This window comes from Bacillus sp. AP8 (assembly GCF_000321185.1).
GTDB lineage: Bacteria > Bacillota > Bacilli > Bacillales > DSM-1321 > Bacillus_AD > Bacillus_AD massilioanorexius.
Genome location: NZ_CAPG01000027.1, coordinates 48,767 through 73,333 on the forward strand (window position 1 = coordinate 48,767; position 24,567 = coordinate 73,333).

Annotated in this window: 24 protein-coding genes, 1 pseudogene and 2 riboswitches; of the genes and pseudogenes, 15 read left to right on the forward strand and 10 right to left on the reverse strand. The window is 33.6% G+C overall.

Features of this window, described 5'->3' with window-relative positions; genetic code table 11:
- The first annotated feature begins 291 nt into the window (after nucleotides 1–291).
- Nucleotides 292–1,269 (forward strand): magnesium/cobalt transporter CorA, encoded by a 978-nt coding sequence (gene corA, locus BN349_RS04920; protein ID WP_019241163.1) that lies wholly within the window; start codon nucleotides 292–294, stop codon nucleotides 1,267–1,269.
- 157 nt (nucleotides 1,270–1,426) lie between these two features.
- Here corA and BN349_RS25800 read toward each other — a convergent pair whose 3' ends face one another.
- The 4 genes from BN349_RS25800 to BN349_RS24765 all read right to left on the reverse strand — a co-directional run bounded on the left by BN349_RS25800 (nucleotide 1,427) and on the right by BN349_RS24765 (nucleotide 3,718).
- Nucleotides 1,427–1,594 carry a hypothetical protein gene (locus tag BN349_RS25800; RefSeq protein ID WP_019241164.1) on the reverse strand — a complete coding sequence of 56 codons (168 nt, stop codon included), beginning with the start codon at nucleotides 1,592–1,594 and terminating at the stop codon, nucleotides 1,427–1,429.
- A 408-nt stretch (nucleotides 1,595–2,002) separates the two neighbouring features.
- Nucleotides 2,003–2,224, reverse strand: coding sequence for a hypothetical protein (locus BN349_RS04930; RefSeq protein WP_019241165.1), 222 nt, complete (start codon nucleotides 2,222–2,224; stop codon nucleotides 2,003–2,005).
- Between the two features lie 241 nt (nucleotides 2,225–2,465).
- Nucleotides 2,466–3,062, reverse strand: coding sequence for a VanW family protein (locus tag BN349_RS24760; protein WP_081591181.1), 597 nt, complete (start codon nucleotides 3,060–3,062; stop codon nucleotides 2,466–2,468).
- Complete coding sequence (locus BN349_RS24765) at nucleotides 3,059–3,718, reverse strand: peptidoglycan binding domain-containing protein (protein WP_019241167.1); 660 nt, start codon at nucleotides 3,716–3,718, stop codon at nucleotides 3,059–3,061. Before BN349_RS24765 ends, BN349_RS24760 begins: the two co-directional genes overlap by 4 nt.
- 456 nt (nucleotides 3,719–4,174) lie before the next feature.
- On the opposite strand from BN349_RS24765, the gene BN349_RS04945 reads away from it, so the two are divergent.
- From BN349_RS04945 to BN349_RS04965, 5 genes are all read left to right on the forward strand, one after another.
- Nucleotides 4,175–5,395, forward strand: coding sequence for a DUF819 family protein (locus BN349_RS04945; protein ID WP_019241168.1), 1,221 nt, complete (start codon nucleotides 4,175–4,177; stop codon nucleotides 5,393–5,395).
- A gap of 151 nt (nucleotides 5,396–5,546) precedes the next feature.
- Complete coding sequence (locus BN349_RS04950) at nucleotides 5,547–6,437, forward strand: PhzF family phenazine biosynthesis protein (protein WP_019241169.1); 891 nt, start codon at nucleotides 5,547–5,549, stop codon at nucleotides 6,435–6,437.
- Nucleotides 6,438–6,551: 114 nt separating this feature from the next.
- Nucleotides 6,552–6,821, forward strand: a complete 270-nt coding sequence (locus BN349_RS04955) for a TfoX/Sxy family protein (protein WP_019241170.1) — start codon at nucleotides 6,552–6,554, stop codon at nucleotides 6,819–6,821.
- On the forward strand, nucleotides 6,818–7,480 hold the full coding sequence (locus tag BN349_RS04960; protein ID WP_019241171.1) for a hypothetical protein: 663 nt from the start codon (nucleotides 6,818–6,820) through the stop codon (nucleotides 7,478–7,480). The genes BN349_RS04955 and BN349_RS04960 overlap by 4 nt, the downstream gene beginning before the upstream one ends.
- Nucleotides 7,481–8,026: 546 nt before the next feature.
- Nucleotides 8,027–9,376: a TrkH family potassium uptake protein gene (locus tag BN349_RS04965; protein WP_019241172.1), complete on the forward strand. Its 1,350-nt coding sequence runs from the start codon at nucleotides 8,027–8,029 to the stop codon at nucleotides 9,374–9,376.
- Between the two features lie 244 nt (nucleotides 9,377–9,620).
- Here BN349_RS04965 and BN349_RS04975 read toward each other — a convergent pair whose 3' ends face one another.
- Nucleotides 9,621–10,628: a YeiH family protein gene (locus tag BN349_RS04975; RefSeq protein WP_019241174.1), complete on the reverse strand. Its 1,008-nt coding sequence runs from the start codon at nucleotides 10,626–10,628 to the stop codon at nucleotides 9,621–9,623.
- A 78-nt stretch (nucleotides 10,629–10,706) separates the two neighbouring features.
- Entirely contained in the window at nucleotides 10,707–11,654 is a 948-nt protein-coding gene (locus BN349_RS04980; protein ID WP_019241175.1) for an L-lactate dehydrogenase, read from the reverse strand.
- A 113-nt stretch (nucleotides 11,655–11,767) separates the two neighbouring features.
- On the opposite strand from BN349_RS04980, the gene BN349_RS04985 reads away from it, so the two are divergent.
- The 7 genes and pseudogenes from BN349_RS04985 (at nucleotide 11,768) to BN349_RS05020 (ending at nucleotide 18,521) form a co-directional block, all read left to right on the forward strand.
- Nucleotides 11,768–12,304 (forward strand): hypothetical protein, encoded by a 537-nt coding sequence (locus BN349_RS04985; protein ID WP_019241176.1) that lies wholly within the window; start codon nucleotides 11,768–11,770, stop codon nucleotides 12,302–12,304.
- A gap of 105 nt (nucleotides 12,305–12,409) precedes the next feature.
- Nucleotides 12,410–13,095, forward strand: a pseudogene (locus tag BN349_RS23375) (alpha/beta hydrolase).
- Nucleotides 13,096–13,310: 215 nt separating this feature from the next.
- The gene (locus BN349_RS04995) at nucleotides 13,311–13,979 is read left to right on the forward strand and encodes an MOSC domain-containing protein (RefSeq protein WP_019241177.1); all 669 of its coding nucleotides are present in this window, start codon (nucleotides 13,311–13,313) and stop codon (nucleotides 13,977–13,979) included.
- Between the two features lie 470 nt (nucleotides 13,980–14,449).
- Nucleotides 14,450–15,517 (forward strand): efflux RND transporter periplasmic adaptor subunit, encoded by a 1,068-nt coding sequence (locus tag BN349_RS24770; protein WP_019241179.1) that lies wholly within the window; start codon nucleotides 14,450–14,452, stop codon nucleotides 15,515–15,517.
- A 46-nt stretch (nucleotides 15,518–15,563) separates the two neighbouring features.
- The gene (locus BN349_RS05010; protein ID WP_019241180.1) at nucleotides 15,564–16,238 is read left to right on the forward strand and encodes an ABC transporter ATP-binding protein; all 675 of its coding nucleotides are present in this window, start codon (nucleotides 15,564–15,566) and stop codon (nucleotides 16,236–16,238) included.
- Nucleotides 16,239–16,241: 3 nt separating this feature from the next.
- On the forward strand, nucleotides 16,242–17,414 hold the full coding sequence (locus BN349_RS05015; RefSeq protein ID WP_019241181.1) for an ABC transporter permease: 1,173 nt from the start codon (nucleotides 16,242–16,244) through the stop codon (nucleotides 17,412–17,414).
- A gap of 249 nt (nucleotides 17,415–17,663) precedes the next feature.
- Nucleotides 17,664–18,521, forward strand: a complete 858-nt coding sequence (locus BN349_RS05020; RefSeq protein ID WP_019241182.1) for an MBL fold metallo-hydrolase — start codon at nucleotides 17,664–17,666, stop codon at nucleotides 18,519–18,521.
- Nucleotides 18,522–18,605: 84 nt separating this feature from the next.
- Here BN349_RS05020 and BN349_RS23385 read toward each other — a convergent pair whose 3' ends face one another.
- The 4 genes from BN349_RS23385 to BN349_RS05040 all read right to left on the reverse strand — a co-directional run bounded on the left by BN349_RS23385 (nucleotide 18,606) and on the right by BN349_RS05040 (nucleotide 21,271).
- Complete coding sequence (locus BN349_RS23385) at nucleotides 18,606–19,331, reverse strand: energy-coupling factor ABC transporter ATP-binding protein (protein ID WP_019241183.1); 726 nt, start codon at nucleotides 19,329–19,331, stop codon at nucleotides 18,606–18,608.
- A 99-nt stretch (nucleotides 19,332–19,430) separates the two neighbouring features.
- Nucleotides 19,431–20,228: a cobalt ECF transporter T component CbiQ gene (cbiQ, locus tag BN349_RS05030; protein WP_019241184.1), complete on the reverse strand. Its 798-nt coding sequence runs from the start codon at nucleotides 20,226–20,228 to the stop codon at nucleotides 19,431–19,433.
- 4 nt (nucleotides 20,229–20,232) lie between these two features.
- Nucleotides 20,233–20,523 carry an energy-coupling factor ABC transporter substrate-binding protein gene (locus BN349_RS05035; protein WP_019241185.1) on the reverse strand — a complete coding sequence of 97 codons (291 nt, stop codon included), beginning with the start codon at nucleotides 20,521–20,523 and terminating at the stop codon, nucleotides 20,233–20,235.
- Between the two features lies 1 nt (nucleotide 20,524).
- Nucleotides 20,525–21,271, reverse strand: a complete 747-nt coding sequence (locus BN349_RS05040; RefSeq protein ID WP_019241186.1) for an energy-coupling factor ABC transporter permease — start codon at nucleotides 21,269–21,271, stop codon at nucleotides 20,525–20,527.
- Nucleotides 21,272–21,614: 343 nt separating this feature from the next.
- Nucleotides 21,615–21,810: riboswitch (cobalamin riboswitch) on the reverse strand.
- A 354-nt stretch (nucleotides 21,811–22,164) separates the two neighbouring features.
- A riboswitch (cobalamin riboswitch) is annotated at nucleotides 22,165–22,355 on the forward strand.
- Between the two features lie 216 nt (nucleotides 22,356–22,571).
- On the opposite strand from BN349_RS05040, the gene BN349_RS05045 reads away from it, so the two are divergent.
- Together BN349_RS05045 and cobJ are read left to right on the forward strand one after the other, a co-directional pair.
- Nucleotides 22,572–22,937, forward strand: coding sequence for a (2Fe-2S) ferredoxin domain-containing protein (locus BN349_RS05045; protein WP_019241187.1), 366 nt, complete (start codon nucleotides 22,572–22,574; stop codon nucleotides 22,935–22,937).
- Between the two features lie 29 nt (nucleotides 22,938–22,966).
- A complete protein-coding gene (cobJ, locus tag BN349_RS05050; protein ID WP_019241188.1) occupies nucleotides 22,967–24,565 on the forward strand; it encodes a precorrin-3B C(17)-methyltransferase in 1,599 nt (532 codons plus the stop codon).
- The last annotated feature ends 2 nt before the right edge of the window (nucleotides 24,566–24,567 follow it).

The following is a 24,567-nucleotide window of genomic DNA, read 5'->3' on the forward strand; positions in this document are numbered from 1 at the left end:
CAGGGGTGAGACTCCTGCTCGAGAAGCAGAATACGTAAGATCCTACAGGAGAAATGTGGCAAGATGCCTCGATGACTTGCGTGTCGAAAGTTAGCAACTAGAAGAGAAAGTAACGATATTCACTACTTTTTCATTGGATATAAAGTTTACTAAAACGATAAGCCTAAGCTTACATGAACAAAAAGATCATCATGTACTTTAATAATAAGCAAAGGCAAATAGGAACTATAGTCATGGATTACGGTTGCTATTTTCTTTTGTTACATCATGATATTAAAGAGTGGAGAGTATATGATCAGAACGTATTTATACAATAAAAATGAAACAAAAGTAATTAGTGAATTGGATATTCAAAAAGTAAAATGGTACTTGAAGGAAGAAAATATTAATGAAGGGAGTTTACTTTGGGTTGATTTATATGATACTTCGTTAACGGAATTACATATTGTCGGTGATCTATTCAATTTCCATCCTTTGACACTTGAAGACTGTTTACAACATACTTTGCGTTCAAAAGTAGATAAATACGACAATTATACTTTTTTTGTTTTCAATGCCATAAATTATAATGAAGAGAAGGATGAGGAAATTACCACTCAAGAGCTTAATATATTTCTTGGAGAAAATTTTATCGTGACCGTTCATCCAAAGAGAATTAAAGCAATTGGAAGAATCGTAAGTAGAGTGCAGTATTCTACAGTAACAATGGAGAAAGGTCCGGATTATTTATTGTATTGTTTGTTAGATGAGATTGTTGATGAGTATTTTCCTATTCTCGATAGAATCTCAGAACGTATAGATGAACTAGAAGATGAAATGTATGTAAATCCTGCTCAAGAAATTTCTGAAGAATTTTTAGCATTAAAGAGAACAATTGTATTAATCAGAAGGGTGATTCAGCCTAAAAAAAGAATATTTGCAAATGTAGGAAGCCGATATATGTTCAAAGTTCAGGAAGAGAATATTCCTTATTTTATGGATCTTGTGGATCATTTAGAACGAATTGCTGATTCCTTAGAAGTGTTCCGAGATTTGGTTTCTGGAGCCATGGATACCTATTTTTCGTTGGTTTCTGCACGTACAAATCATACGATGAAAAGATTAACAATTATTACGACTATTACTGCAGAATTGACAGCAGTTACAGGTTTTTTTGGTATGAATTTGCCAATCCCTTATCAAGAAAGCCCGTATATGACGACTGCAGTATTTGTTATAGTGCTTCTCATACCTTATATTGGTTGGAAAGCCGCTAAGAAATGGATATAATCAATAGAAAAAAAGGTGTCTTAAAAGTGATATAAGACACCTTTGAAGTAAAAATGATTGTAGGGAAAGTGGATCCTTTTAGGAGAGTCTAGTACTCGAATCTAGAAAATGCTCGAGACTAGTTGAAGTAAAGAAAGTACTCAAGTCGTAGACTTTATTAGTTAAGATTCATAGCGATACCATATGAAGATTGGAAGCAATCAAGTTTTTCAACGACGGCAACGTCTTCTTGAACTACTAGATTCACGTCTTCTCCGTCTTCTAAATGATGAGGATTCTCTTCTTCTGCGTCTTCTGCGTCTTCTCCTTCTAGAAGATGATTCACTTCTATGTCTAGGGCTCATGACTAACACTCCTTTCACTAGTAGTAGATAATATAGTATGAAAAAACAATAGATTATGATACGATATTAGCCTGCTTCTCCGTACTTTAGGAATAATAAAGTGTTTTATTTTCATAGAAAAAGGCCAATTGACTTTTATAGTGCAATTGACCTTTTTTATTTTAGGATATGTTTAAAAAGATGGTTGTTTCTAAATGAGTTCAGTAAAGAAAATTAGTAAAAAAGTCGATTGATGCTTAGGTGTGAGACCCCACAGGCACTGTGTGCCGAGAAGGCTCATAGCCTGCCCCGATGAAAGCGAGCATCCTGAAACTTAAGCCTCTATTAACTAACTTGTTTAAAGGAAACAAAATATTCGAAAACAGCCTTATTTTAAAAGCATATAATGGTTATGCTTCTTTCGTTTCATACCAATCCTTAATCTCATATACTCCAAGGAGCTCTTGTTTACTATAATCACAAACATCACAAGCGTCACTATCTTCTTTTACTAGAATTAGATGTGTAGGTGTTTCGGTAAGAACTCGTAATATTTTTGTTTCGTTTTCTTTCATTTCCACTACGTATTTTTTACCAGAAATAATATTGCCACATTCAAGTAGGTTCTTCATGTATCCTCACCTTATATTTGATTTTTTCTAAATAGTATACTGTCCATATTTAGTCTATAGAAAAATGTACAATACTTCAAGATCACTATATAAGTTACATTTGTATGTATTTATCTCGCACAAATGACAAAAAAGATATCATTTTTATACTTGATTTGTGCACATAAAAATCGCTGGGAATTCATAAACTTCCCAGCGATTACAGGTTCGTTAAATAGTTATTTATATAATTATCATAGAGCTATTTTTTGTGCGCATAGCTATCTCGAGAAATTCTTTTTCGATCGGTTACTTTCCCATTTGTAATCGTTTCTAAATACGTTACACTTTTTGTTACAGTCGTATCATTACTTACAACTGAACTAGATAATTGATAATTTGTATTTGATGGCTTAGAATCATCTGTTGAATAAACAGTAAATGTTACTGATGAAGGACTAACTGTTCCTTCAATATATACAGGTGTTTTGTATGGATTTGTAAATTTTAAATCTTTATATGGATATGCAATCGCTGCATCTTGACCGATTGGAACATATCCGACTGTCATACTATGGTTGTATCGTACATCTGGGATAATACCTGCTTTTATAATGGCATTATATAATGTAGTACTAACTTGACAAACACCGCCTCCTAAACTATCAACAACTTCTCCGTTTAAATAGGAACCAGCAGGTTTATATCCTTTATCTGCTGTCGTATTCCCAACATAATCATTAAAGCTAAACGTTTCACCAGGCATTAGTAAATAAGAATCAATTGTTTGTGTGGCGATTTTGATATTCGTATTACGATTGTAGTTGCTAGCAGAATAATTTGTTGTAAATGTTCCTATTTTTTTCTAACTGGCATCAGTTTTTCTTTTGTGATATTGGCGGAAACCTCTTCTAAATTAGCTGTTACAGTAATGTCTTTTTTATTATTGGAATTAAGTGCTTTAACAAGTGATTGCTGTAGTTGTTCCTGGTTGATTTTATAACCTTTCACATCGTTTGTAACACTCACATTCCCATTTCTAATCGAGATACTAGCATTTTTGGGACTTTTTTTCATTTCTTTCTCAATAGAAGAAACCCAATTATTTAGTATAGACTCATCGATACTATATGTAAGAGTATATTCTTTCCCTTTTTCATCCTTAATCAGTTTGTATTGTTTAAGCAATTTTTCTTTTTTTCCATATTGAAAGGCATCGTTAAGCTGTTTATCTGTGTCGTATTGTACGCCAATATCTTTTAATTTCTTTTGGTATGTTTTTTCTCCTATTTTAACAGTTACATTAATTTCATTGTATTGATTGGTGATATTAGCTAGAGCTTTGACCCCATCTTTTTTAGACATTTTACTTAAATCTTGACCTTCTATGACTACTTTTGGATAAAATGTCTCGTCGTATTTTTTGACGCTTGAGTATATATATCCATAGATAGCTCCGCCTGCGATTATAATAGTTGCAATGATAGCAATTAACCAAATATATCTTTTTTTCATAATAAAAATGATACCCCCAAAATTTTAAGCATTTTTCATTTCATAACATTATACGTTAATGTTACTAATATATTACAAATATTATGGTAATGTTACAAATGTTTCTAGAGTTCTAGTTTAACATAAAGCAAGCTTTTTCGAAAATAGTCTAGAAGCTTTGTATTTAAAAAATTTGAAAGTATATTAACATGACTTTTGTCTAAATTTAAGATTATACCTTCCTTCCAAAATTACAAAATATTTGAATTTTAACAAATGGTGAATATAAACAATTGTTATGATGGTTATGTTGTAATTCTCGTTCCTGTGCATGAAATTCTTTCTTCAAACTCTTAAAGCTTCAGAATTAAGACAATTCATGTATGTATAAGGGAAATTACTTATTATTGACTTGAGTTTATTGTTTTTTTTCATGTAAAATAATGAGAGTATAGAAATTTTTGAAAGGAGTAGTTGATGAATAAAACATTAATTCAACCAGATGATATTTGGATTTTATGGGCTTTCCTTGCAGGGTGGGCAGCCATAAGTATATATTTAGAGCAAAAGTATAAATGGGCATCGAAAATATCCGGTGCAATCATTGCTCTTGTGGGTGCTATGATTTTAGCAAACTTACATATTATACCTACCGAATCAATAGTGTATGATACGGTTTGGGGTTATGTCATTCCGTTAGCTATTCCACTCCTTTTATTTCAAGCAAATATTTTTAAAATTTGGAATGAAAGTGGAAGATTGCTGATCATGTTTTTTCTAAGTTCGGTCGGTACTGTTGCTGGTGCTATTATAGGATTTTTCTTATTAAAAGATTATATTCCTGGATTAGAAAAAATCGGGGCAATGATGACAGGCTCGTATATAGGTGGCGGGGTCAATTTTGCTTCCATGTCAACTAAGTTTGAAACACCCGGAGAATTGGTATCCGCAACTGTAGTTGCAGATAATATGATGATGGCTTTATACTTTTTTATGTTGATGTTAATACCAACATTACAGTTCTTTAGAAAAAGATATAATACCCCTCATATGGATGAAATAGAAAGAAACAATTCAACAGATCATAATCAAGCTGCTGCTTTTTGGAAAAGAAAAGAAATTTCCTTGCAGGATCTTGCATTATCAATTGGAACTGCGTTTGGATTAGTAGCTGTTTCTTTTAAAATAGCTGAAATCATTTCAAAGGTTATTCCTTCAGGGGAAGGAGTATCATTCTTTTATGTGTTCATACGAGGAATTTTTGGTGATAAATATCTCGTTTTAACTACTATTACTATAGTGGTTGTTACTGTATTCGCCAAGTTTTTTGAAAGATTACGAGGTGCACAGGAAATTGGAACGTATTTAATTTACATTTTCTTTGTAGTTATTGGTGTTCCAGCTTCTATTTCTTTAATTATTCAACAAGCTCCTTTGCTATTGTTGTTTGTGGCGATTATGGTTCTTATTAACATGGTCGTATCATTAAGTCTTGGTAAATTATTTAAGTTTAATTTAGAAGAAATAATTGTGGCAAGCAATGCTAATATTGGAGGTCCTACTACTGCGGCTGCTATGGCCATCTCAAAAGGGTGGACAAAACTTATAGTTCCTATTCTATTGGTTGGAACTTTAGGTTATATCGTAGGCAATTATGCAGGTACAGCTATTGGTTATTGGTTTGCTACCATGTTATAAAAAATAAGGGCTGTCTGTAATGTGATAGAACATCGCGTTTTAGACGGCCCTTCGTTATTTTATTTGGAATAAATTTTTTATGAGACTGAAAATTCTGTGTAACATTTTCTGTGAATTAGTTACAATGATTGAATAAGAGGGGTGAAGAAAAATGAAATACATTAAGGTTGAACAGTACGATGCCTTTAGTAATAAACCGAATAAAGGCAATCCAGCTGGAGTTGTTATAGAAAACAGCGGTTTTACAGATGAAGAAATGAAAGAGATCGCGAGAAAAGTCGGTTTTAATGAAACATCTTTTCTTGAGATATCTAAAAAGGCTGATTTTCGTATTCGTTATTTTACACCTGGTCATGAAATGAATTTATGTGGACATGCGACAATGGCTACGATTTATGCTTTGTCTTCGAAAGGATTACTAGGAAATAAACAAGAATTAACCATTGAAACAAATGCGGGTATATTGCCAATAAAAATTGCTAAGGAAAAACAAGATACTTGGATAACAATGCAACAAGCTTCACCTCAATTTAAACCATTTAAAGGATCTAAAGAAGATTTAGCAAATTCGCTTGGAATTGAGTTGACAGATATTTCTGATGAATTACCTATTGTATACGGAAGTACTGGCATTTGGACATTGTTGATCCCTATTCGTACATTACATGTATTCCAAAATATGAAGCCACAAAATCAATTGTTTCCTGATATTCTTAAAGAGATGCCCAAAGCATCAATACATCCTTTTTGTTTAGAAACATATGACGCTGAAGCACATATGCACGCACGTCATTTTTCATCGCCTTTTTCAGGAACTATTGAAGATTCGGTTACGGGTACAGCATCTGGAGTAATGGGAGCCTATTACGCTACTTACATTGGTCCAAACTTTCATTCATCATTACATTTATTAGTAGAACAAGGAATGGAAATAAATAGGGATGGTCGTGTACAAGTCATTGTAACGAGAAATAATGATAAACTCGATATTGAAATTAAAGGGAATGCTGTCTATGTAAAAGAATTTGAAATTACTATATAAAATCGGGTTTATAATCCTAAACAAACGTGAAATACATAATAGTAAGAGTATTATTTGATTATATGAATGACACATGAAAGTCTGAAAAGATACGCTTTCCTAGGGGGAATAATGATGAATCAACTATCAGATATGCCCAATATTGGTAAAGTTGTCGAGGAGCTACTTGTTAAAACAGGTATTGAAGACCAAGAGGCATTAAAAGAAATCGGGAGTAAAGAGGCATTTAAACGAATAAAAAAACTTGATGAAACGTCTTGCTTAAACAAACTTTATGCTTTAGAAGGAGCCATTCAAGGTATTAGGTGGCACGATTTATCAACTGAAAAGAAAGCGGAGCTAAAGGCCTATTTTAACAAAATAAAGGATGGAGAAGGAAAATGAAGCTAGCTAGTTTGCATGCGCATTTTTCCAATATACATTATATAGAACAATGTTTATCATCTTTACCAATAGAATCGATGCATTTTGTGGATCCTGGATTACTAATGAAAGTCCAATCAGATGAACATTTTAGCGATATCGCTGCAAGAAGAAAAGTAAAAGAACAAATTGAATGGATTGCAGAAACAAATGTGGATGCCATATTAATTACATGTACCAATTATATTGCTCTCTTAGATGAAGTAGTTCTTGATTTATCAGTACCCATAATAAAAATTGATGAGCCATATTTTTCTTTTGTATGCAGTATAGAACAGCCACAAATCATTTTATTTACAAATCCAGCAACTGTCACCGCAACGATGCAACGTTTAAAAGAGTATGCGATATCTCATCATAAGTTAATTGATGTAGAGGCGGTCGTGATAGATGATTCATTCCATCTTTTAATGCAAGGGAAAAAATATGAATATAACGAAAAGGTTACGAATTTCATAATGTTATTAATGGAGGATGGTGAAAAAAACATCTCTGTTGCTCAATTATCAATGGTAGAGGCTGCTGACCGGATATCTGAAAATTATAATAAAATGATCATGCATCCATTAAAGATGTTAGCTTCCACATTGACAAATACCTATCACAGTGAAAAAATGTAAAAAGAAAAAGTTTATGGTACCCCATAAAAATGATGAGGAAATTTGACCTAACTATACACTTTTTTGTTACAAGAGGTAAATGGATTTCCAACTTGTATTCAACGATTTGATGATATAGTAGAAGATTAAAAACAGTATTGGTTACAATCACTTTAAATGATGAGGGTGTTCACTAAAAGTTTGACTTTTGGGACAGCCTCTTTTTATGTAGTTTAACTAAAGACAATATTATTACATTAATTCGGTGTGAAAAACTAGTGGGTAAAAAGGTTGATTGAAGCGTAATCTGTGGAGAGACGGTGGTTCAGGTGGAACCCACATGGTGCTATGTTCCGAGGAGGTTTACCGTCCGAAAGTAAAAAGTGTGCATCCTTCCTTAAATACAATTCAATGTATACTGATTCTTCGTTTAATGGTAGGAAATAAAAAATTGTGAAAATAGTCTTTATAACACATGTGCTAAAGATAAAGGACAAATCACGTATGAATATAGTTGTTTAAGTGAAAAATGGAAGCATAGCAGAGAAGTTTTGAAAGGATTTCACTATGAGAAAAAGCCTAATCTTCACTAAGTTATCTCCGGCTCAGATTATTGTTTTGTACTATTTTCTTGCTGTTTCAATTTCAACGATCCTTTTACGTTTACCAATTGCTTTGCAAGATGGTGTAAAGCTCACTATGATTGATTCGTTGTTTCTTGCTGTAAGTGCCGTAAGCGTAACGGGACTTTCTGTGATTGATATTACGAAAACCTTTAGTGTTCCAGGATATTTTATTCTAATGTTTATTCTACAGTTCGGTGGTATTGGCATTATGACTTTAGGTACTTTTTTATGGCTGCTTTTTAAAAGAAAAATTGGTTTTAAAGAAAGACTTCTAATTATGACTGATCAAAATCAAGTTTCTTTCTCAGGACTTGTATTCTTACTAAAGCAAGTATTAATATTAATTCTTGCAATTGAAGCAATAGGAGCAGTTGTGTTAGGTTTTTATTTATTACATTATTATTCTTCTGTTCCTGAAGCATTCTTACAGGGTATATTTATGTCCATTAGTGCAACTACAAATGCTGGCTTTGATATCGGTGGAAGTTCATTGGTTCCGTATGCGCATGACTATTTTATCCAAATGATAAATATTACTCTTATTATTTTCGGATCAATAGGTTATCCAGTACTTATTGAAGTAAAAGAATACATGATAAAAAGGAGAAAGAATAAAGGCATTCATTTTTCTTTATTTACAAAATTAACAACAACTACATACTTCATTCTAATAATAGTAGGAATTGTAGCAATATTAATTTTAGAGTATAAGCATTTCTTAGTAGGAAAAAGCTGGCATGAAAGTTTTTTTTATGCCTTTTTTCAATCAGTAACAACAAGAAATGCGGGTCTGGCAACGATGGATGTTAGTCAATTCACGAATCCTACTCTTTTTGTATTATGTGGACTAATGTTTATAGGTGCCTCTCCGAGTTCTGTAGGTGGTGGAATACGCACAACCACATTCGCTATTACGATTTTGTTTTTGTTTCATTTTGCAAGAGGAAATAGGCATGTGAAAGTATTTAAACGAGAGTTGCATGAAATTGATATAAAAAAATCAGTAGTAGTAACGATGATAGCTTTAATTATATGTAGTATAGGTGTTTTTGTGCTAAGCATAACGGAACCTTTTTCTATTATGGAAATTATTTTTGAGGTTTGTTCGGCATTCGGTACAACTGGATTATCCTTAGGTATAACGCCGGAATTATCGACATTTGGTAAATTAACATTAATAGTTATTATGTTTATTGGTAGAGTGGGTATTCTTTCATTCATTTTCATGCTTGGTGGTGAAAAAGATCCAGATCCGTATCATTATCCAAAAGAGAGAGTTATTATTGGTTAATTATGAAAGAAAAGAGGCTGTCTCTACGTTTTTTGGGGGAAAAATAATAAAGAAATAACCCAAAATAGGAAGGTGTCCATCTGGACACCTTCCTTTTCAATAAATGAGAAGTTAAATAATTTTAGCAGTTTTTTGCATATTTTGCTGCCTATGACAAGTAGTGATTTGAATTCCACATCAGGATGCCCCTTCAAGAGTATCATATCTTACTCTTCGAATGAGGTGTTAGGAAAACAGCCTAATACTAAAAGAGTAAATAGAGCATGATTATGCCGATTCCGCAAACAAGTACAGTTCCAAGAACTCCTTGGATGGCTGGCTTGAGACCAGCTTTTTTGAAATCAGAAAGATTAATTCCTAGTCCAAGGCCAGCCATAGCCATAGCTAACAAATAGGAGCTAATAGGAATTAAGGCATTCGTAAAAGATTGTGGAAAAATATTCAAAGTATTAACGACACTCATAGCCAAAAATCCAAAGATAAACCAAGGAATTGGTAAATTTTTGAGCGATTTTTTTTCGTTTGAAGAAGCTTTTTCTCCAAAAATTGAACCGATTATTAATGCAACAGGTAATAATAAGGCAACTCGACCTAATTTTACGACAATACCAATTGTATCCGATTCAACTCCACCCGGAATCGTTGAAGCAATCACATGAGCGATTTCATGCAGAGTTGCTCCGACCAAAACGCCATAATTATAAGGATGCATTTCTAAAATTGGAAATAAAAATATATAAAATAGAGAAGTAATTGTCCCAAGAATAGCTACCCAGGCAACAGAAACAGCTGTATCCTCTTGTTTACTTTTTAATACAGAAGCAATGGCAACGACAGCTGCAGCACCACATATAGCAGTTCCTACGGATAATAAAATATTTAAATGGGGATCGACTTTAAGGAGCTTGCCAATATAATACATGCCAAAAATCGTAATGACTATCACAATGATATCTGTTAAAAGAACGGGCCAACCTGCATCAAGTATTTGCTGTAAATTTAGCCGTAATCCCATTAAAATAATACCAGCACGTAATAAATATCTACTACTAAAAGATACTCCGCCTTTAATCGAGTCTGGTACTTTTAAAAATGCATTCCATGCCATTCCAAGAAGAATAGCAATAATCATCATCCCCATTATTGAGAAGAAAGGTAATTTGGTAATTTGCCCAGCTATCAGAGCAATGATAAGAGTTAAACCAATTCCAAGGAGAAAGGAAAAGGGTGACTGGGTGTTAGTTTTATTCATGAAAGCCTCCTGCGATGACTAAATATGTAAGAAATCCCCCACTTATATGTAGGGGAGTTTAATGAAAATACGCGTTTATTATAAGACGGGCTTCATCGTTTCCTTTAATACCGAAATAGAGTGGTTTAATTTTTGTTGCTCTTCTTCTGATAGATCGAGTTCAATTACCGATTCAACACCTTTTCGGGAAATGACGGATGGAGCGCTCGAAAACACATCAGTTTGTCCATATATTCCATCTAAATAGACACCTACTGGGAGAATAGCACGTTCATTATTTAATACTGCTTTTGCGATTCGAGCAACGCACATACCAATACCAAAATATGTAGCTTTTTTTCTTTCGATAATATAGTATGCTGCATCACGAGTATCAATAAAAATTTGCTCTAAATCTTTAATATTATACTTGTCTCCATGTTTCTTGATATACTCCTCAATTGGTTGTGAGGCAATTGTTGAATGGCTCCAAGTCGCAAACTCTGTATCCCCATGCTCTCCCATAATGTAAGTGTGTATATTACGAGGATCAACATTGAAATATTCAGATAAACCGGAACGTAATCTAGCCGTATCAAGTGTTGTACCTGAGCCGATTACTTGCGAATGTGGAAGTCCAGATTCTTTCCAAGCAATATACGTTAATATATCAACAGGATTCGATGCAATAATTAAAATTCCGTTAAAACTTGCATCCATAATATTTTTGATAATACTTTTCATAATAACAGCATTTCTCTCAACTAAGGCTAAACGAGTCTCTCCTGGTTTTTGGTTAACTCCAGCAGTAACAATAACCACGTCAGCGTTGCTGCATTCTTCGTAGCCACCTGCACGAATTTTCATACGAGCTGGGCCAAAGGGTACGCCATGACGTAAATCGGCAGCCTCTCCCTCTGCTTTCGCTGTATCTAAATCAATTAATACTAATTCTTCAGTAATCCCTTGATTGACAATGGAATAAGCAATAGCAGTTCCAACGAATCCTGTACCTACAATAACTACTTTTTTTGTTTCATACCCCATATATTAGACACTCCTAACAATAGTTTTAATGAGCTATCACAACTATTATTTAAAAATTACATGTGATTTATTCGAAGAACAGCTTAATTTCTTGCGATGGTGTTAAGATTTTTATGTTAGAATGGAAGATAATTGAAATTTTGGTTGGTGTTTTGGTTGAGTATAGAAGTGAACTTCTATGTATTGCTGGAGGGATGTGCGATAAAATGAAATTCCGTTTGATTCTATTCATGATATTGATAGTAGTTTTCATTTTGTTATTAGTACTTTTTCTCGATCGTGATATAGAAAGAATAAGTGTGATGAAAAACTTTTCTGATCGATCGCATCGAGTAGAAAACAATAAACAAGAGAAAGCAAACATAAAGTATATTGCGTATAAGGAAAAAATAGATGAAAAGAGGGCGGAAAGAGTAAAACATATTCTGCAAAAAGCTGAATGGAAAAGCTTTAAGAAAATCAAAAAGGCGCCAGATTATAAATTCTATTTTAATAAGCGTAAGTTAGGTACTAAGATATCAGTGTTTTCTGTTTATTATACAGGTACGGATGAACAAATCAAAGTAGTTCTACCGCTGCAAAAACAAGTTACTATTTTATCCGAGAGAGATTCTAAAAGTATTTTGAATCTAATAAGTGTCAAATATTAATAGAGAAGTAGGTTGAAGATATTGATTGAAAAAAGAACTTTATGGATTACACCGTTTAATGAATATAGAACTCTCGCTGTATATGTGCCAAATAATTATTATGAAGTGGAACAAGACTATCCTGTATTATATATGCATGATGGCCAGAATGTATTTCAAGATACTGATGCAGTTGGAGGTGTATCTCTAAATATTAATGAATATTTAGATAACCAAGTAATTGACATTATTGTTGTGGCTATTGATGCAAATCCAATAAGAGAAGATAGAATTAATGAGTATTGTCCATGGAAATGTGGAGATTTCTGTGAATCTTTACTAGGAGAACGTAGTAATTTAGGAGGCTTAGGGGGAGAGTATATTGATTATATTGTGCATGAGCTTAAGCCATTTATCGATCTAAATTACCGCACAAAAAAAATCATACATCAATAGCAGGTATTTCATTGGGAGGGTTAATTTCAACCTATGCTGCATGTCGCTATCCAGACATTTTCACTAAGGTAGCAGCTATATCATCTGGCTATTTCCGAAATCAAGAAGAAATGGAAAAAATGATAAGTAGTGCAAATCTTACCAACATCAAAAGATTTTATTTGGACTGTGGTACTAATGAGTTTGGAGAAAGTGAAATAAATTCGGCATTTTTACAATCCAATCAGACTGTATATGAAATGATAAATAGAAAAGTATCAAATTCAATGTTTCGAACAATTGATAATGGAAAGCATGAATACACTTTTTTTAAGAAAAGAATTCCTGAGATCATGACATACTTGTTTGCGGAATAAGAGAAAGTGTAGGAAAGTGGATGCGCTCAGAAACACGATGGGATACTTAGAGTTCACTCATTTCCATATGAGCAAAACTGATATAAGTCTGAATCTAGAGCGGTTGACGTTACTCTGGATTCAGACTTAACTTTCGATATGTGTAATGCGACTGAAAACGGGTCTGTGATAAAATAAGTTTTAGTGCAAATGGGTAAGGAAATGGAGGTATTATTATGTTAGAAAACAAAAAAATGGAGATTAAGCATTTTGCAATAGGTATTCCAAAAACGATGGAATTTGGTATAGACCAAGAAATGCAAACTGCCATTTGTAAAGAAGCTGTTGAAGAAGCGTTTTTAACCAAAGATGGATTTCAAGGTGACGGTAGAGCAGATCAGAAACATCATAGTGGATTAGACCGAGCTGTCTGTCTATATCCTTATGAGCATTATGCTCAATGGGAGAAAGAATTTCAAACTTTATCAAGAGCAGCATTTGGTGAGAATTTAACTGTGTCAAATATGCTTGAACGTGACGTTTGTATTGGGGATATATTTCAAATAGGGGATGCAGTTGTTCAAGTAACACAAGCCAGAATTCCATGTAGTACGATTACAAGAAGAAACAATATTAATGATTTGCTCAAAAGAATTGTTGAAACTGGATATACAGGTTACTTATGTCGTGTTTTGAAAGAAGGAACAGTAAAAAGTAATTCAAACATAACATTAAAACAAGCTCATCCAAAACAAGTAACCATACAATATTGTAATGAAATCTATTTTCACGATCAAAAGAATGTTGAAGGTATAGAAAAAATCTTGGAAGTTGCTGAATTGGCAGATGATTGGAGAGATAAATTAACAAAGAGATTGGAAAAGCTAACAAATAGCAGCTGTTAAGTAATCGGAAAATATCTTATTACAGAAGTCGAATTTGAATGAACTAGTTTACTTATACATATGGTCGTTCATTTTATTGGAGGAAAAAGGGGCTCTACAAAGTGGTTTTTATCACTTTGTAGAGTCCTTATTTTTTGTATGAGTGTGTTCTTAAAACGTGTTTAGTTTTATGTTTCTCTTGGTTGATTTAGAAGGAGTAATATGGAGAGAAAATATAAGGGGGTGTCCTTTATTTTCACTTTTGGACATCCTTTTTTGGGAATAGGTGAAACTCTTAAGGAAAAAGTAATAATTGCAAGACTTTACAGTGTTTATGAATGATGTCTTTTTACGTGAAAATGTTGACTAAATCGGTCATTTAGTAAAAGTTATTGTATTCGTTTTTTCTGTTATTTTAATCCTATTCATAAGGTTGAAGTATTAAGAGGCATAATAATAAAACATATAGTGAACTTTTTAAGAGGTGTTTTATGAATTCTAAAATAAAAATAGCCATTTTTACTATCATATTGATCATAGTAGCTGCTGTTATTGTAGGTATAGGACTAATACAAAATGAACAAACAGAGGTTGAAAAAGAGCGGACTTATACTGTGAAAACGGGAAATATTAAGGCTTATGTTTCAGGAAAAGGCATGGCAACGCCAATTAAAAGAATAATGATTAATACAACTACAGCTGGACGTATCAAAGAGAATTATTTACAAAATGGAAAATATGTTTCAAAAGGAGACTTGTTAGTAAGCTTTGATAAGTATGACTTCTCCAGTGAGAGAGAAAATATTGAAATGAACCTGAAAAAATTACATTTAGAATTAGAATCGTTAGAAGAATTGAAAGTAGTAGCTAATCAAGCGTCTGAATATATTGGGGAAAACCATACAGAATTAGATACACAAATAAAAAAAGTGAAGGTTGAAATAAATAGTGTAGAGAAAGAATTGAGAAAGTTGGGAGAAAAGGAAAAAGCTCCTAAGTCTATCTATGCACCAATTAGTGGTTATATTGCTGTTGGTACTGAGCTGCAAGTTGGTAATGATGTTGCAGCCAATCAAACTCTTGCTTCTATCACGAATTATAAAGAATTAAAAGCGAATCTCTCTGTTGATGAATTAGATATCCCGCAAATTGAAATAGGACAAGATGTTCAAATCATGGTACAAGCTTTTCCAGATGAAGTGTTTGTTGGAAAGGTGATAAGCATTGCAAATGAAGGGGATTACAACAATGGAGTCGCAACATTTAAGGTAGAGGTTTCAATAGAAAATCCAAAACTAATTAAGTCCGGAATGAGTGTAAATGCAAAAATAAAATTGAAAGAAAGTAGTAATAAATTAATCGTACCTATAGAAGCACTCGTTGAAAAAGCTGGAAAGTCTTTTTTAAATGTTATGACAGATAAAGGGACAAAACTCATCGAGGTTCAGACGGGAATTAACGATACGAAGAATATTGTGATTAGAAATGGAGTGAGTGAGGGTCAAAAAATATTATTACCTAAAAAAGAATCTCGTTCAACAAATCAACTTTCTAAATAGAATAATACCTTTTTCATTCTGCTATCGAAGTATTGGAGGACAGTAAATGCTTATTGAAATGAAAGACATTTGCAAAAAATATATTTTAGGAGAAGAGGAAATAACAGCTCTCAACAATGTATCATTGAAAATTACGACAGGGGAAATGGTTGCTATTATTGGTCCATCAGGTTCTGGTAAGTCCACATTAATGAACATTATAGGATGCTTAGATGTACCAACCTCTGGTGACTATCTTTTGGACGGACTTCGAATAAATGCAGCTAAGGATAATGAACTAGCTGAATTTCGTAATCAGAAAATTGGATTTATCTTTCAAAGCTTTAATCTTTTGCCTAGACTGACAGCACTTGAAAACATAGAACTTCCATTAATTTATCGAGGAATTACAGCAAAAAAAAGGAGAAAATATGCAAATCAGGCTCTTGATAAAGTGGGATTAGCTAATCGAATCGATCATCTACCTAATAAACTATCGGGTGGCCAACAACAAAGAGTAGCTATAGCTAGAGCTTTAGCAGGTAATCCACCCATTATTTTAGCTGATGAACCTACAGGAGCATTAGATTCAAAGACAAGTGGTGAAATCATGCACCTTTTAAAAGAGTTGAATGATAAGCAAGGTCATACAATTGTCCTAATAACTCATGATAATAATGTCGCTGATCAAGCCTCAAGGATTCTTCGGATGAAAGATGGTATTTTAACGGAGGTAGAATGAATTTTGGCTAAATTCGAAGTGTTTCGCATGGCAATGAAAAATCTTTGGTTGAGAAAGCTCCGTACTTTTCTGACAATGCTTGGAATCATTATTGGGATAGCTTCTGTGATAACGTTAGTTTCGCTTGGAGATGTCTCTTCTAGAACAGTAAAAGAGCAAGTGAATCAATTAGGCTCAAACTCTATTGTGGTAACAATTACTGGAAGAGGGGAAGAAACAACGATTCCTTATGAGGATACTCTTGAATGGAGAAAAATAGCTGGTGTAGAGGAAGTGTCACCACAGTTTCGAGCTTCCACTACAGCTCGGAGTGAGGCGCTAAATAAAGTGGTTTCAATTGAGGGTGTAACTGAGGGATATAGTGTTGTTAATCATTTTTTTGTGCAAAAGGGAAGATTTATTCATTCTATTGATGTAAGCTCAAGACAAAAAGTAGCCGTGATTGGTGTAGAGGCCGCATCGACCTTATTTCCAAATAAAAATCCAATAGGGAAAGTATTTTTCTTAAGTGGTGAATTATTTGAAGTAATCGGATTGCTAGAAGAAAAAGGACAAACGATAACTGGTTCATTAGATAATACGATTCTTATACCCATAAGTACGGCTGAACGCTTATTTGGACAAACGGGAGTATCTCTAATCAATGTAATGGCAGCCTCTGAAGAAAGTGTTGATTTGGCTGTTAATGGCATTGAGAATCGTTTGCTAGAGATTTTTCATAATAATACGGACAGTTTTATGACGATGACTTCACAAGATTTATTAAAGACCATTGATTTAGTCAGTGCAATTATGACTTTTCTATTAGCTGGAATCGCAGGAATCTCCTTATTTGTAGCAGGAATAGGAATTATGAATATCATGCTTGTGTCTGTGACTGAACGTGTGAAAGAGATTGGTATAAGAAAAGCATTAGGTGCGAAAAGACGTGATATATTAGCTTTATTTTTAATTGAAGCCATTGTGTTAACCACTATGGGTGGAATAATGGGTATTGTTTTAGGAATTTTAAGTGTTATAGGGCTTTGCGATATTATTGGAGTAACACCGCTTATTTCACCGACTATAGTCATTACTGCGTTTTTCTTTTCATTATGTATAGGAATCATATTTGGAATATTGCCCGCTAATCGAGCGGCAAAATTAAAACCAATTGATGCCTTGAAATCAGAATAAAAAAACAGATATTATGAATGAAAGTTTGTTTGTTGTTTTAATTTCATCTCATTAATTTAGCGGACTTCAAAAAAATGGAGCTGTTTTATGCTTATCGATGGAAAGATAAAGAATTTAGGGAAATATTGGCTGTAAGATGGGGCTATAGACCATTTTTTATACAGGTGATTTTTATTTTGATATATAAGCAGGAAAAAGCAAACCTCCTCTAGAAATATGTAGGGAACACAAGAGGGGGGAATCACGAGCATGAAGATCGAATTTTTAGGGACAGGTGGAGCAATGACGATTCCACGGCCACTATGTAGTTGCCGAGTTTGTGAAGAAGCTAGGGTGAAAGGGGTACCATTTAGTCGATCAGGTCCTAGTTTATTTGTACATGAAGCAAATCTATTATTTGATACATCAGAAGATATTTATAGTCAGATTAATCGCTCCAATATTAAACAAATTGATGGTGTATTTTATTCTCATTGGCATCCAGATCACGTCATGGGGAGAAGAGTACTTGAATCATTAAATGTTGATTGGAGAAATTATCCTCCGAAGCACACTCAAACAAACGTATATTTACCCGAACAAGTTTCAAAAGATTTTAATACGTATCTTGGATCAAAAGAACATTTGCGTTTTTTTGAAAATGAGAATTATATTAATCTTCATGAATTGATGGATGAGGATATGATTATTATTAATGATACGCGTATTACTCCTTTTCGATTAGCAGAGGATTATGTCTATGCATTTCTTTTAGAAAAGAATGATAAGAGAATTTTGATTGCAATGGACGAATTAAATAATTGGAAGCCTAAAAAAGATTTAGAAGGCCTAGATTTGGCTATTTTACCAATTGGTATTTTTGAATATCATCCCCTTAATGAGAAAAGACTTTTTGCAAGTGATCATCCTATCCTACAGCAAGAATGTACATTTTTGGAAACATTAGATATTATTAAGACTTTAAAACCGAAAAAAACGATTTTAACTCATGTTGATGAGATAAACGGTTTATCATTTAATGAATTACTAAAGCTGGAAAAGCAACTATATGAAGAAGGACTAAATATTGAAATTGCTTATGATACATTGATAGCAGATGTAGAGTAGTGGCTATTATTTATAATAATTAATTAAAACAGCAGGAAAGGATGGGAATTTCACCTTTCATACTGCTGTTTTTTTATGATTATATTAGTTATTAATCAACGAAAATAACTGATTTCTATTTCTCGGAATTTGGGTGTGTTTAGAAAGCATGTGATTCGCTTTTAGTTTTTCGTAAGTAGCTAGAACCCATGGACATTCCATATGAGCGAGTTCTACTAGGTTTTCCTGTTGAAAAAATGCGATAGGATCTCCCTCGTAGACGATGCCGCCTTCATTCATCACAATTACTTCATCTGCCCATTCGTAAGCTAAGTTTACGTCATGAGTGGACAGAATGATCGTTCGATCATTTTGTTGAATCGAATTTAACACATTTATAATTTGTTTTGAGTAATACGTATCTAAACCAGCTGTTGGTTCATCAAGTATAAAGACGTCTGGATCCATGGCTAAAATCCCAGCTATAGCAACTCTTTTCTTTTGCCCCAGACTTAAAAAATGTGTGGGCTTATGCTTAAAGTCTACAACACCCGTTTGAGCCATTGCCCATTCAACTCTTTTACGTACATGTTCTTGTGACCATCCTAAGTTAAGAGGTCCAAAGGAAATGTCCTGCATGACATTTGATGAGAACAATTGAGAATCTGGATCTTGAAAAGCAATATTCACTTGTTTTCGTAAGGACAGTAAAGATTTTCGGTCATATTTTAATGGATTACCCTTAAAATGAATGGTTCCACTTGTAGGCTGTAAAATTCCATTAAGATGGAGAAATAAGGTGGATTTCCCAACACCGTTTTTTCCAACCAATGCAATCTTTTTCCTTTTTTAATAGTAATTGTTAAATCACATAAGGCAGTCGTTCCATCGGGATAACTGTATGTCACTTTGTTTAAATCAAAATATGTGTTATCCACGTAAAATTGTCCCTCCAAATTGTCTATCTATTATCATTAGAGCAATCAAAAATAGAATCATGATTATCCAGTTAAGCATAGAATAGCGATAATTTTCTTGTATAAATAAAAGATCATCTTTATAACACCTAGCATTCATAGCATTAGTTAGTTGATGAGAACGTTGAAAAACTTGTATAAATAAAGAAGAAACGAGAAGCCCTAATGATTTAATGCCTTGACGAATGGAAATATAACCAAGTCGTGAATGCTGTGCTAAAAAAATATCGTGAGATGTTTCAAGAAATACAAAAATAAAGCGATAGGTTAATTCAATTAGCTCTATTAACAATTTAGGAATCTTCCATTTTCTTAAGATATCAAAAATGGTTGTCATAGGTGTTGTCAATGTTAAAAAGTATAAGCAGCTTATACTTCCTAGTACGGTAAAGAAAAGTTTAATCGCTTTCACGATACTGTCATGCGTTATAAAGATGAACCAATTCCCTACTTTCAGTGACCAAGCAATACTTAGGGGTAATGTGTCAATAGTATCAAATGAAAGTAGAATGGTTATTAAACCTGATAGTAAGAAAAAAGCTGGAAGCAACAATAGCTTCACATAATATGAAAATGGGATTTTAGCTGCAAATAAGATAAAAGAACTCATCACTATAAAAGTGATGAGTGATACAACTATATTTTGAACCATCAAGGAAAAAATCAACATCATCATTGAAAAAGTCATTTTTTCTAATGGGTGAACATCTTTAAGTCGGTTGAAATAAGCATATTTATCAATTAATAACATGATCTTACTCTTTTTGATCTACATTATTTTTTTTCTTCTTTCCTTTGGAAAAACCGATAAAATAGCCTATAAAACCTGCTCCTAAACCTGCTTGAAGCGAAAATAATAAACTTTCAATCTCTCCACTTGGTGGCTCCAATATGGAACTAAACCAAGGCTCATAATCAGGAGCGATATTTCCAATTTCAGCCTCAGCCTCTCCATCAGCTCCACCAAACTCTGCTCCTTTTTGAAGAAATAAAGGAAATATGGCTAGTATAATAACAAATAAGATGAGAAGGAGATTTTTTTTCATTTTAATGAGCCTCCTTTGTAAATACTTTTAATTTCATTAATTCTGCAACATTATATTTTCTTAGTACGTTCATTACGACTACTGTTAGTATACCTTCACTAATGGCTAATGGAATTTGTGTTACAGCAAAGATTCCTGCAAATTTTGTAAATGACGCCATAAAGCCACCAACTTCAGATGGAAAGGCTAAAGCCAATTGAATAGATGTAAAAATATAGGTTCCTAAATCACCTAAGGATGCAGCTAAAAAGACAGCAACGGAGAAGGAGAGACCAACTTTTTTAGCTCCTTTAAAAATGAAAAAGGCAATTATTGGGCCGGCAATTGCCATTGAAAAAGTATTGGCACCTAATGTAGTTAAACCGCCATGAGCTAATAATAATGATTGAAATAAAAGAACAATAAATCCTATAACGCTCATTGCAGCTGGACCAAATAAAATTGTACCAAGTCCCACACCAGTAGGATGCGAACAACTACCTGTAACAGAAGGGATTTTTAATGCGGATAATACAAATGCGAATGCACCCGATAAACCTAACATCATTTTCACTTCTGGGTTTTCCTGCGTAATTTTTTTGATTGTGAGTAAACCAGCAATTAGAAATGGTAATGAAATCGCCCACCAAAAAATCGCCCACTCAGCTGGTAAGAATCCTTCCATAATATGCATCGCAAATGCTTTTTTTGGAACAAACAGCAAAAATACGATAAAGTACAAAATCTTGTAATTCAATCTTTTCTTCATTTTCCAATCTCCTTTAAAGTTTTTTGAAAAGTGCTTTTTTATAAGGGCCTTTTGGCAAATTTTATTGTCTAGGAACAAGTATTGAGTATAGTTGAGTAGAATTCTGCTTCATGATGCACGCTTTTCACTGGGGTAGGCAGTGAGCCAGCTTTTTGCTACGCACTTGAGCAGGCTCGCCCTTTACACTCCAATCAACCTTTAAAAACTCTCAATCTTCTAAACACAGCCTTTAATAAAACAAAAAAGCACTTTCCTCAATAAAGGATAAAGTGCTTGATTTACCATTAAATAAACAGAATGAAACCAATCTGTTCTATCAGCGCACCCATCCTCGTGGGTATTACATTCACTATATTAAATGGCAGGTCTCCTGGCTTCGAATCAACACTTGATTTCACCTTCCCATTTCAATACTAGAAACAGTGGTATAAGAAATAAAGCTCCTCGTTACAGTGGCGGGACCGCTTCGGATTGACACCGAATTCCCTTTTAAGCTAAATGCTACTATGAGCTTTAGCACCATTAAGTGTATTCAATTTTTGTTCCGATAAACATTTTATCACGAATATTTTTAAAATTCTATACATAAATTTCATTTCTTTTTGGAATTATCAAAAAATATTTTTTCGAGAAAAAACGCTGTAATAGCAATGGTTTAGCACCTTTTTGAACCAATGTACTGAATTTTTCATATTTTAAAAGCAGATATTCTGTTGTATGATGTACATAGTTTTTAGATATTGAAATAATTTATTTGTTTTACCTATGTATAGATTTTTACGTTCTACTAATAAGAAAACTACTAATACTGGGTTGAATACAAATATCGGATGAAATGTCTAGTGTTTCGTCTATATTTTATAACTTAATAAGTATGATTAGTTCTCGGTGTGATTTTTCTGTAATACAAAAGTTAAAGATTAATAGAAAATACATTGAGTTAAATGGGAAATCAGTGTAAATCTGATGCAGCCCCCGCTACTGTAATGCTGATGAAATTGTTATGACCACTGGCAAATTGCTGGGAAGGAACAAGAGTAAAATGACGCTAAGCCAGGAGACCTGCTTTTCATACGTGATGATCATTACTTTTCGGTGGGAAAGGTAAAAGAGCTACTATTTGTATGAGAATGTCATGGACTTTTTAACGATGTCTCTTTTTCATGCTTATAGCTTTTTTATGAAACCTTATTCGATAGAGTAAGGTTTTTTCTTTTTTACTTTTTATCTGTTCAATCAGAATAAGTAAGACCGAAAAATAGTCTGGTAAATTTTGAACGAATGAAGGATGGGAAGTTGAATGACAACATGGAATTTAAATGGGACAAGTACTCATTTGTTTATGTGTAATGGTAGCAGTTGCAATCGAAAAGATGCAGAAGAAGTAACTCTTGCAATACGTGATGAAATTGCAAAACAAGGATTAGATGAACATATTCATACAACAAGAACTCGATGTAATGGCCGTTGTAAAGATGCGCCTGTCGTAATCGAGTTTCCAAAAGGTCTTTGGTACGGCTCACTAACACCTGAACTTGGTAGAGAAATCGTTCAAAAATACAATCAAGAACCAATTATGGATTATGTTAGTTATCAATTTATTGATGGAAAAATGGCTAGAAATCAAAAATATAAAGCGATTAATGGAATCTCTAAGAAAAAATAAGATGTCCGAGACATAAAGGAGTGTTTTCATTGAGCGAAAAAGGCAAATTGTTTTTAGTAGGATTTGGTCCTGGTAATTATGAACATATTACAACACGGGCAGTCGAAGCAATACGAGAAAGTGATATAGTACTTGGTTACAAAACATATGTCGATCTCATTCAGGGTTTAATCTCTGATAAAACCGTTGTTAGTACAGGAATGACTGAAGAAGTGAGTCGTGCACAAGAGGCTGTTAAACAAGCGGAACTTGGAAAAAAAGTAGCTGTTATTTCCAGTGGGGATTCTGGTGTATACGGTATGGCCGGGCTCGTATATGAAGTATTGGTTGAAAAAGGCTGGAAAGAAGAAAGTGGTATCGCAATAGAAATAATACCAGGAATTTCTGCTATAAATTCCTGTGCATCTTTGTTAGGTGCTCCGATTATGCATGATGCTTGTACAATTTCATTAAGTGATCACCTAACGCCTTGGGAGCTTATTGCCAAAAGAGTAGATGCAGCCGGACAAGCGGATTTTGTTATTGCGTTATATAACCCACGTAGTGGTAGGAGAACAAGACAAATTGTGGAAACTCAAAAGATTCTTTTGAAATATCGCTCACCTGATACACCAGTTGGATTAGTGAAAGGGGGCTACCGTGATACACAATCAGTTGTTATGACTACATTAAGCGACATGCTAAATCATGAAATTGGAATGCTAACAACAGTCATTATCGGAAATTCTTCCACATTTTTTTATGAAGGTAAAATGATTACACCGAGGGGCTATCAAAGGAAATATACACTTGGTTCGGAAAAACAACCGTTAAAGCCTCATCAACGTTTAAAGAAGGAAGCAGAACCTTGGGCATTAAATCAAGAAACAGTGATTACAGAGATCATACAAGACAAAAACACATCATCGTTAGAAATCGCGTTAGAAGCATTAGCGCTAATTGATGGAGAAAAAAGAGAGTATATACAACCAAAGTTAGAATCCATATTTGAACTTGCAGTAAGTCCTGGAGTTGCCAATAAACAATTTTCAACTCAGCAAATGTTAACACTTGTTGAAGTTGTAGGAGATAAGGGAACGATGGAATATACTCCAGATCATCAAATAGTTCTACGTATCCCAACTGTACAACCAGAGGTTATTACGAAGAAACTTCAAGATGCTGCTTTTTTACTTTCACCAATCGGGGATGTCGTTACGATAAAAGCTTGCGATTTCTGCGATGGTGAAAAGGCGGAATCTATCCCATATGCAGAGGAAATTCAAGAATTAGTCGAAGGAATAAGTTTACCTAAACGATTAAATATCGGCTTTAACGGTTGTGGTATGGCGTGTTATCAAGCCGTCATGAACGATATAGGAATAGTTTTTAGAAAAGGTAAATTTGATTTGTTTCTTGGAGCAAAGCCTGTTGGTAGAACAGCACATCCAGGTCAGCCGGTTGAGGAGGGAATTCCTCCTGAACAAATAGTTGGGAAGATAAAAGCTATTATTGACAATTATAAGGAAAATGCACATCCAAATGAAAGATTATTTAAGTATTTTAAACGTGTAAAAGAAATTGAAGGATATAAGTTTCAGGATATGTCACCAAAAATTGAAATTGCTCCTGCACCTTGTGGAGATTAAAG

What these genes read in the sequence shown, in the direction of transcription:
- corA (WP_019241163.1), top strand. Translation starts at nt 292, where the DNA reads ATGATCAGAACGTATTTATACAATAAAAATGAAACAAAAGTAATTAGT.
- BN349_RS04930 (WP_019241165.1), bottom strand. Translation starts at nt 2,224, where the DNA reads ATGAAGAACCTACTTGAATGTGGCAATATTATTTCTGGTAAAAAATAC.
- BN349_RS24765 (WP_019241167.1), bottom strand. Translation starts at nt 3,718, where the DNA reads ATGAAAAAAAGATATATTTGGTTAATTGCTATCATTGCAACTATTATA.
- BN349_RS04945 (WP_019241168.1), top strand. Translation starts at nt 4,175, where the DNA reads ATGAATAAAACATTAATTCAACCAGATGATATTTGGATTTTATGGGCT.
- BN349_RS04950 (WP_019241169.1), top strand. Translation starts at nt 5,547, where the DNA reads ATGAAATACATTAAGGTTGAACAGTACGATGCCTTTAGTAATAAACCG.
- BN349_RS04955 (WP_019241170.1), top strand. Translation starts at nt 6,552, where the DNA reads ATGAATCAACTATCAGATATGCCCAATATTGGTAAAGTTGTCGAGGAG.
- BN349_RS04960 (WP_019241171.1), top strand. Translation starts at nt 6,818, where the DNA reads ATGAAGCTAGCTAGTTTGCATGCGCATTTTTCCAATATACATTATATA.
- BN349_RS04965 (WP_019241172.1), top strand. Translation starts at nt 8,027, where the DNA reads ATGAGAAAAAGCCTAATCTTCACTAAGTTATCTCCGGCTCAGATTATT.
- BN349_RS04975 (WP_019241174.1), bottom strand. Translation starts at nt 10,628, where the DNA reads ATGAATAAAACTAACACCCAGTCACCCTTTTCCTTTCTCCTTGGAATT.
- BN349_RS04980 (WP_019241175.1), bottom strand. Translation starts at nt 11,654, where the DNA reads ATGGGGTATGAAACAAAAAAAGTAGTTATTGTAGGTACAGGATTCGTT.
- BN349_RS04985 (WP_019241176.1), top strand. Translation starts at nt 11,768, where the DNA reads ATGTTAGAATGGAAGATAATTGAAATTTTGGTTGGTGTTTTGGTTGAG.
- BN349_RS04995 (WP_019241177.1), top strand. Translation starts at nt 13,311, where the DNA reads ATGTTAGAAAACAAAAAAATGGAGATTAAGCATTTTGCAATAGGTATT.
- BN349_RS24770 (WP_019241179.1), top strand. Translation starts at nt 14,450, where the DNA reads ATGAATTCTAAAATAAAAATAGCCATTTTTACTATCATATTGATCATA.
- BN349_RS05010 (WP_019241180.1), top strand. Translation starts at nt 15,564, where the DNA reads ATGCTTATTGAAATGAAAGACATTTGCAAAAAATATATTTTAGGAGAA.
- BN349_RS05020 (WP_019241182.1), top strand. Translation starts at nt 17,664, where the DNA reads ATGAAGATCGAATTTTTAGGGACAGGTGGAGCAATGACGATTCCACGG.
- cbiQ (WP_019241184.1), bottom strand. Translation starts at nt 20,228, where the DNA reads ATGTTATTAATTGATAAATATGCTTATTTCAACCGACTTAAAGATGTT.
- BN349_RS05035 (WP_019241185.1), bottom strand. Translation starts at nt 20,523, where the DNA reads ATGAAAAAAAATCTCCTTCTCATCTTATTTGTTATTATACTAGCCATA.
- BN349_RS05040 (WP_019241186.1), bottom strand. Translation starts at nt 21,271, where the DNA reads ATGAAGAAAAGATTGAATTACAAGATTTTGTACTTTATCGTATTTTTG.
- BN349_RS05045 (WP_019241187.1), top strand. Translation starts at nt 22,572, where the DNA reads ATGACAACATGGAATTTAAATGGGACAAGTACTCATTTGTTTATGTGT.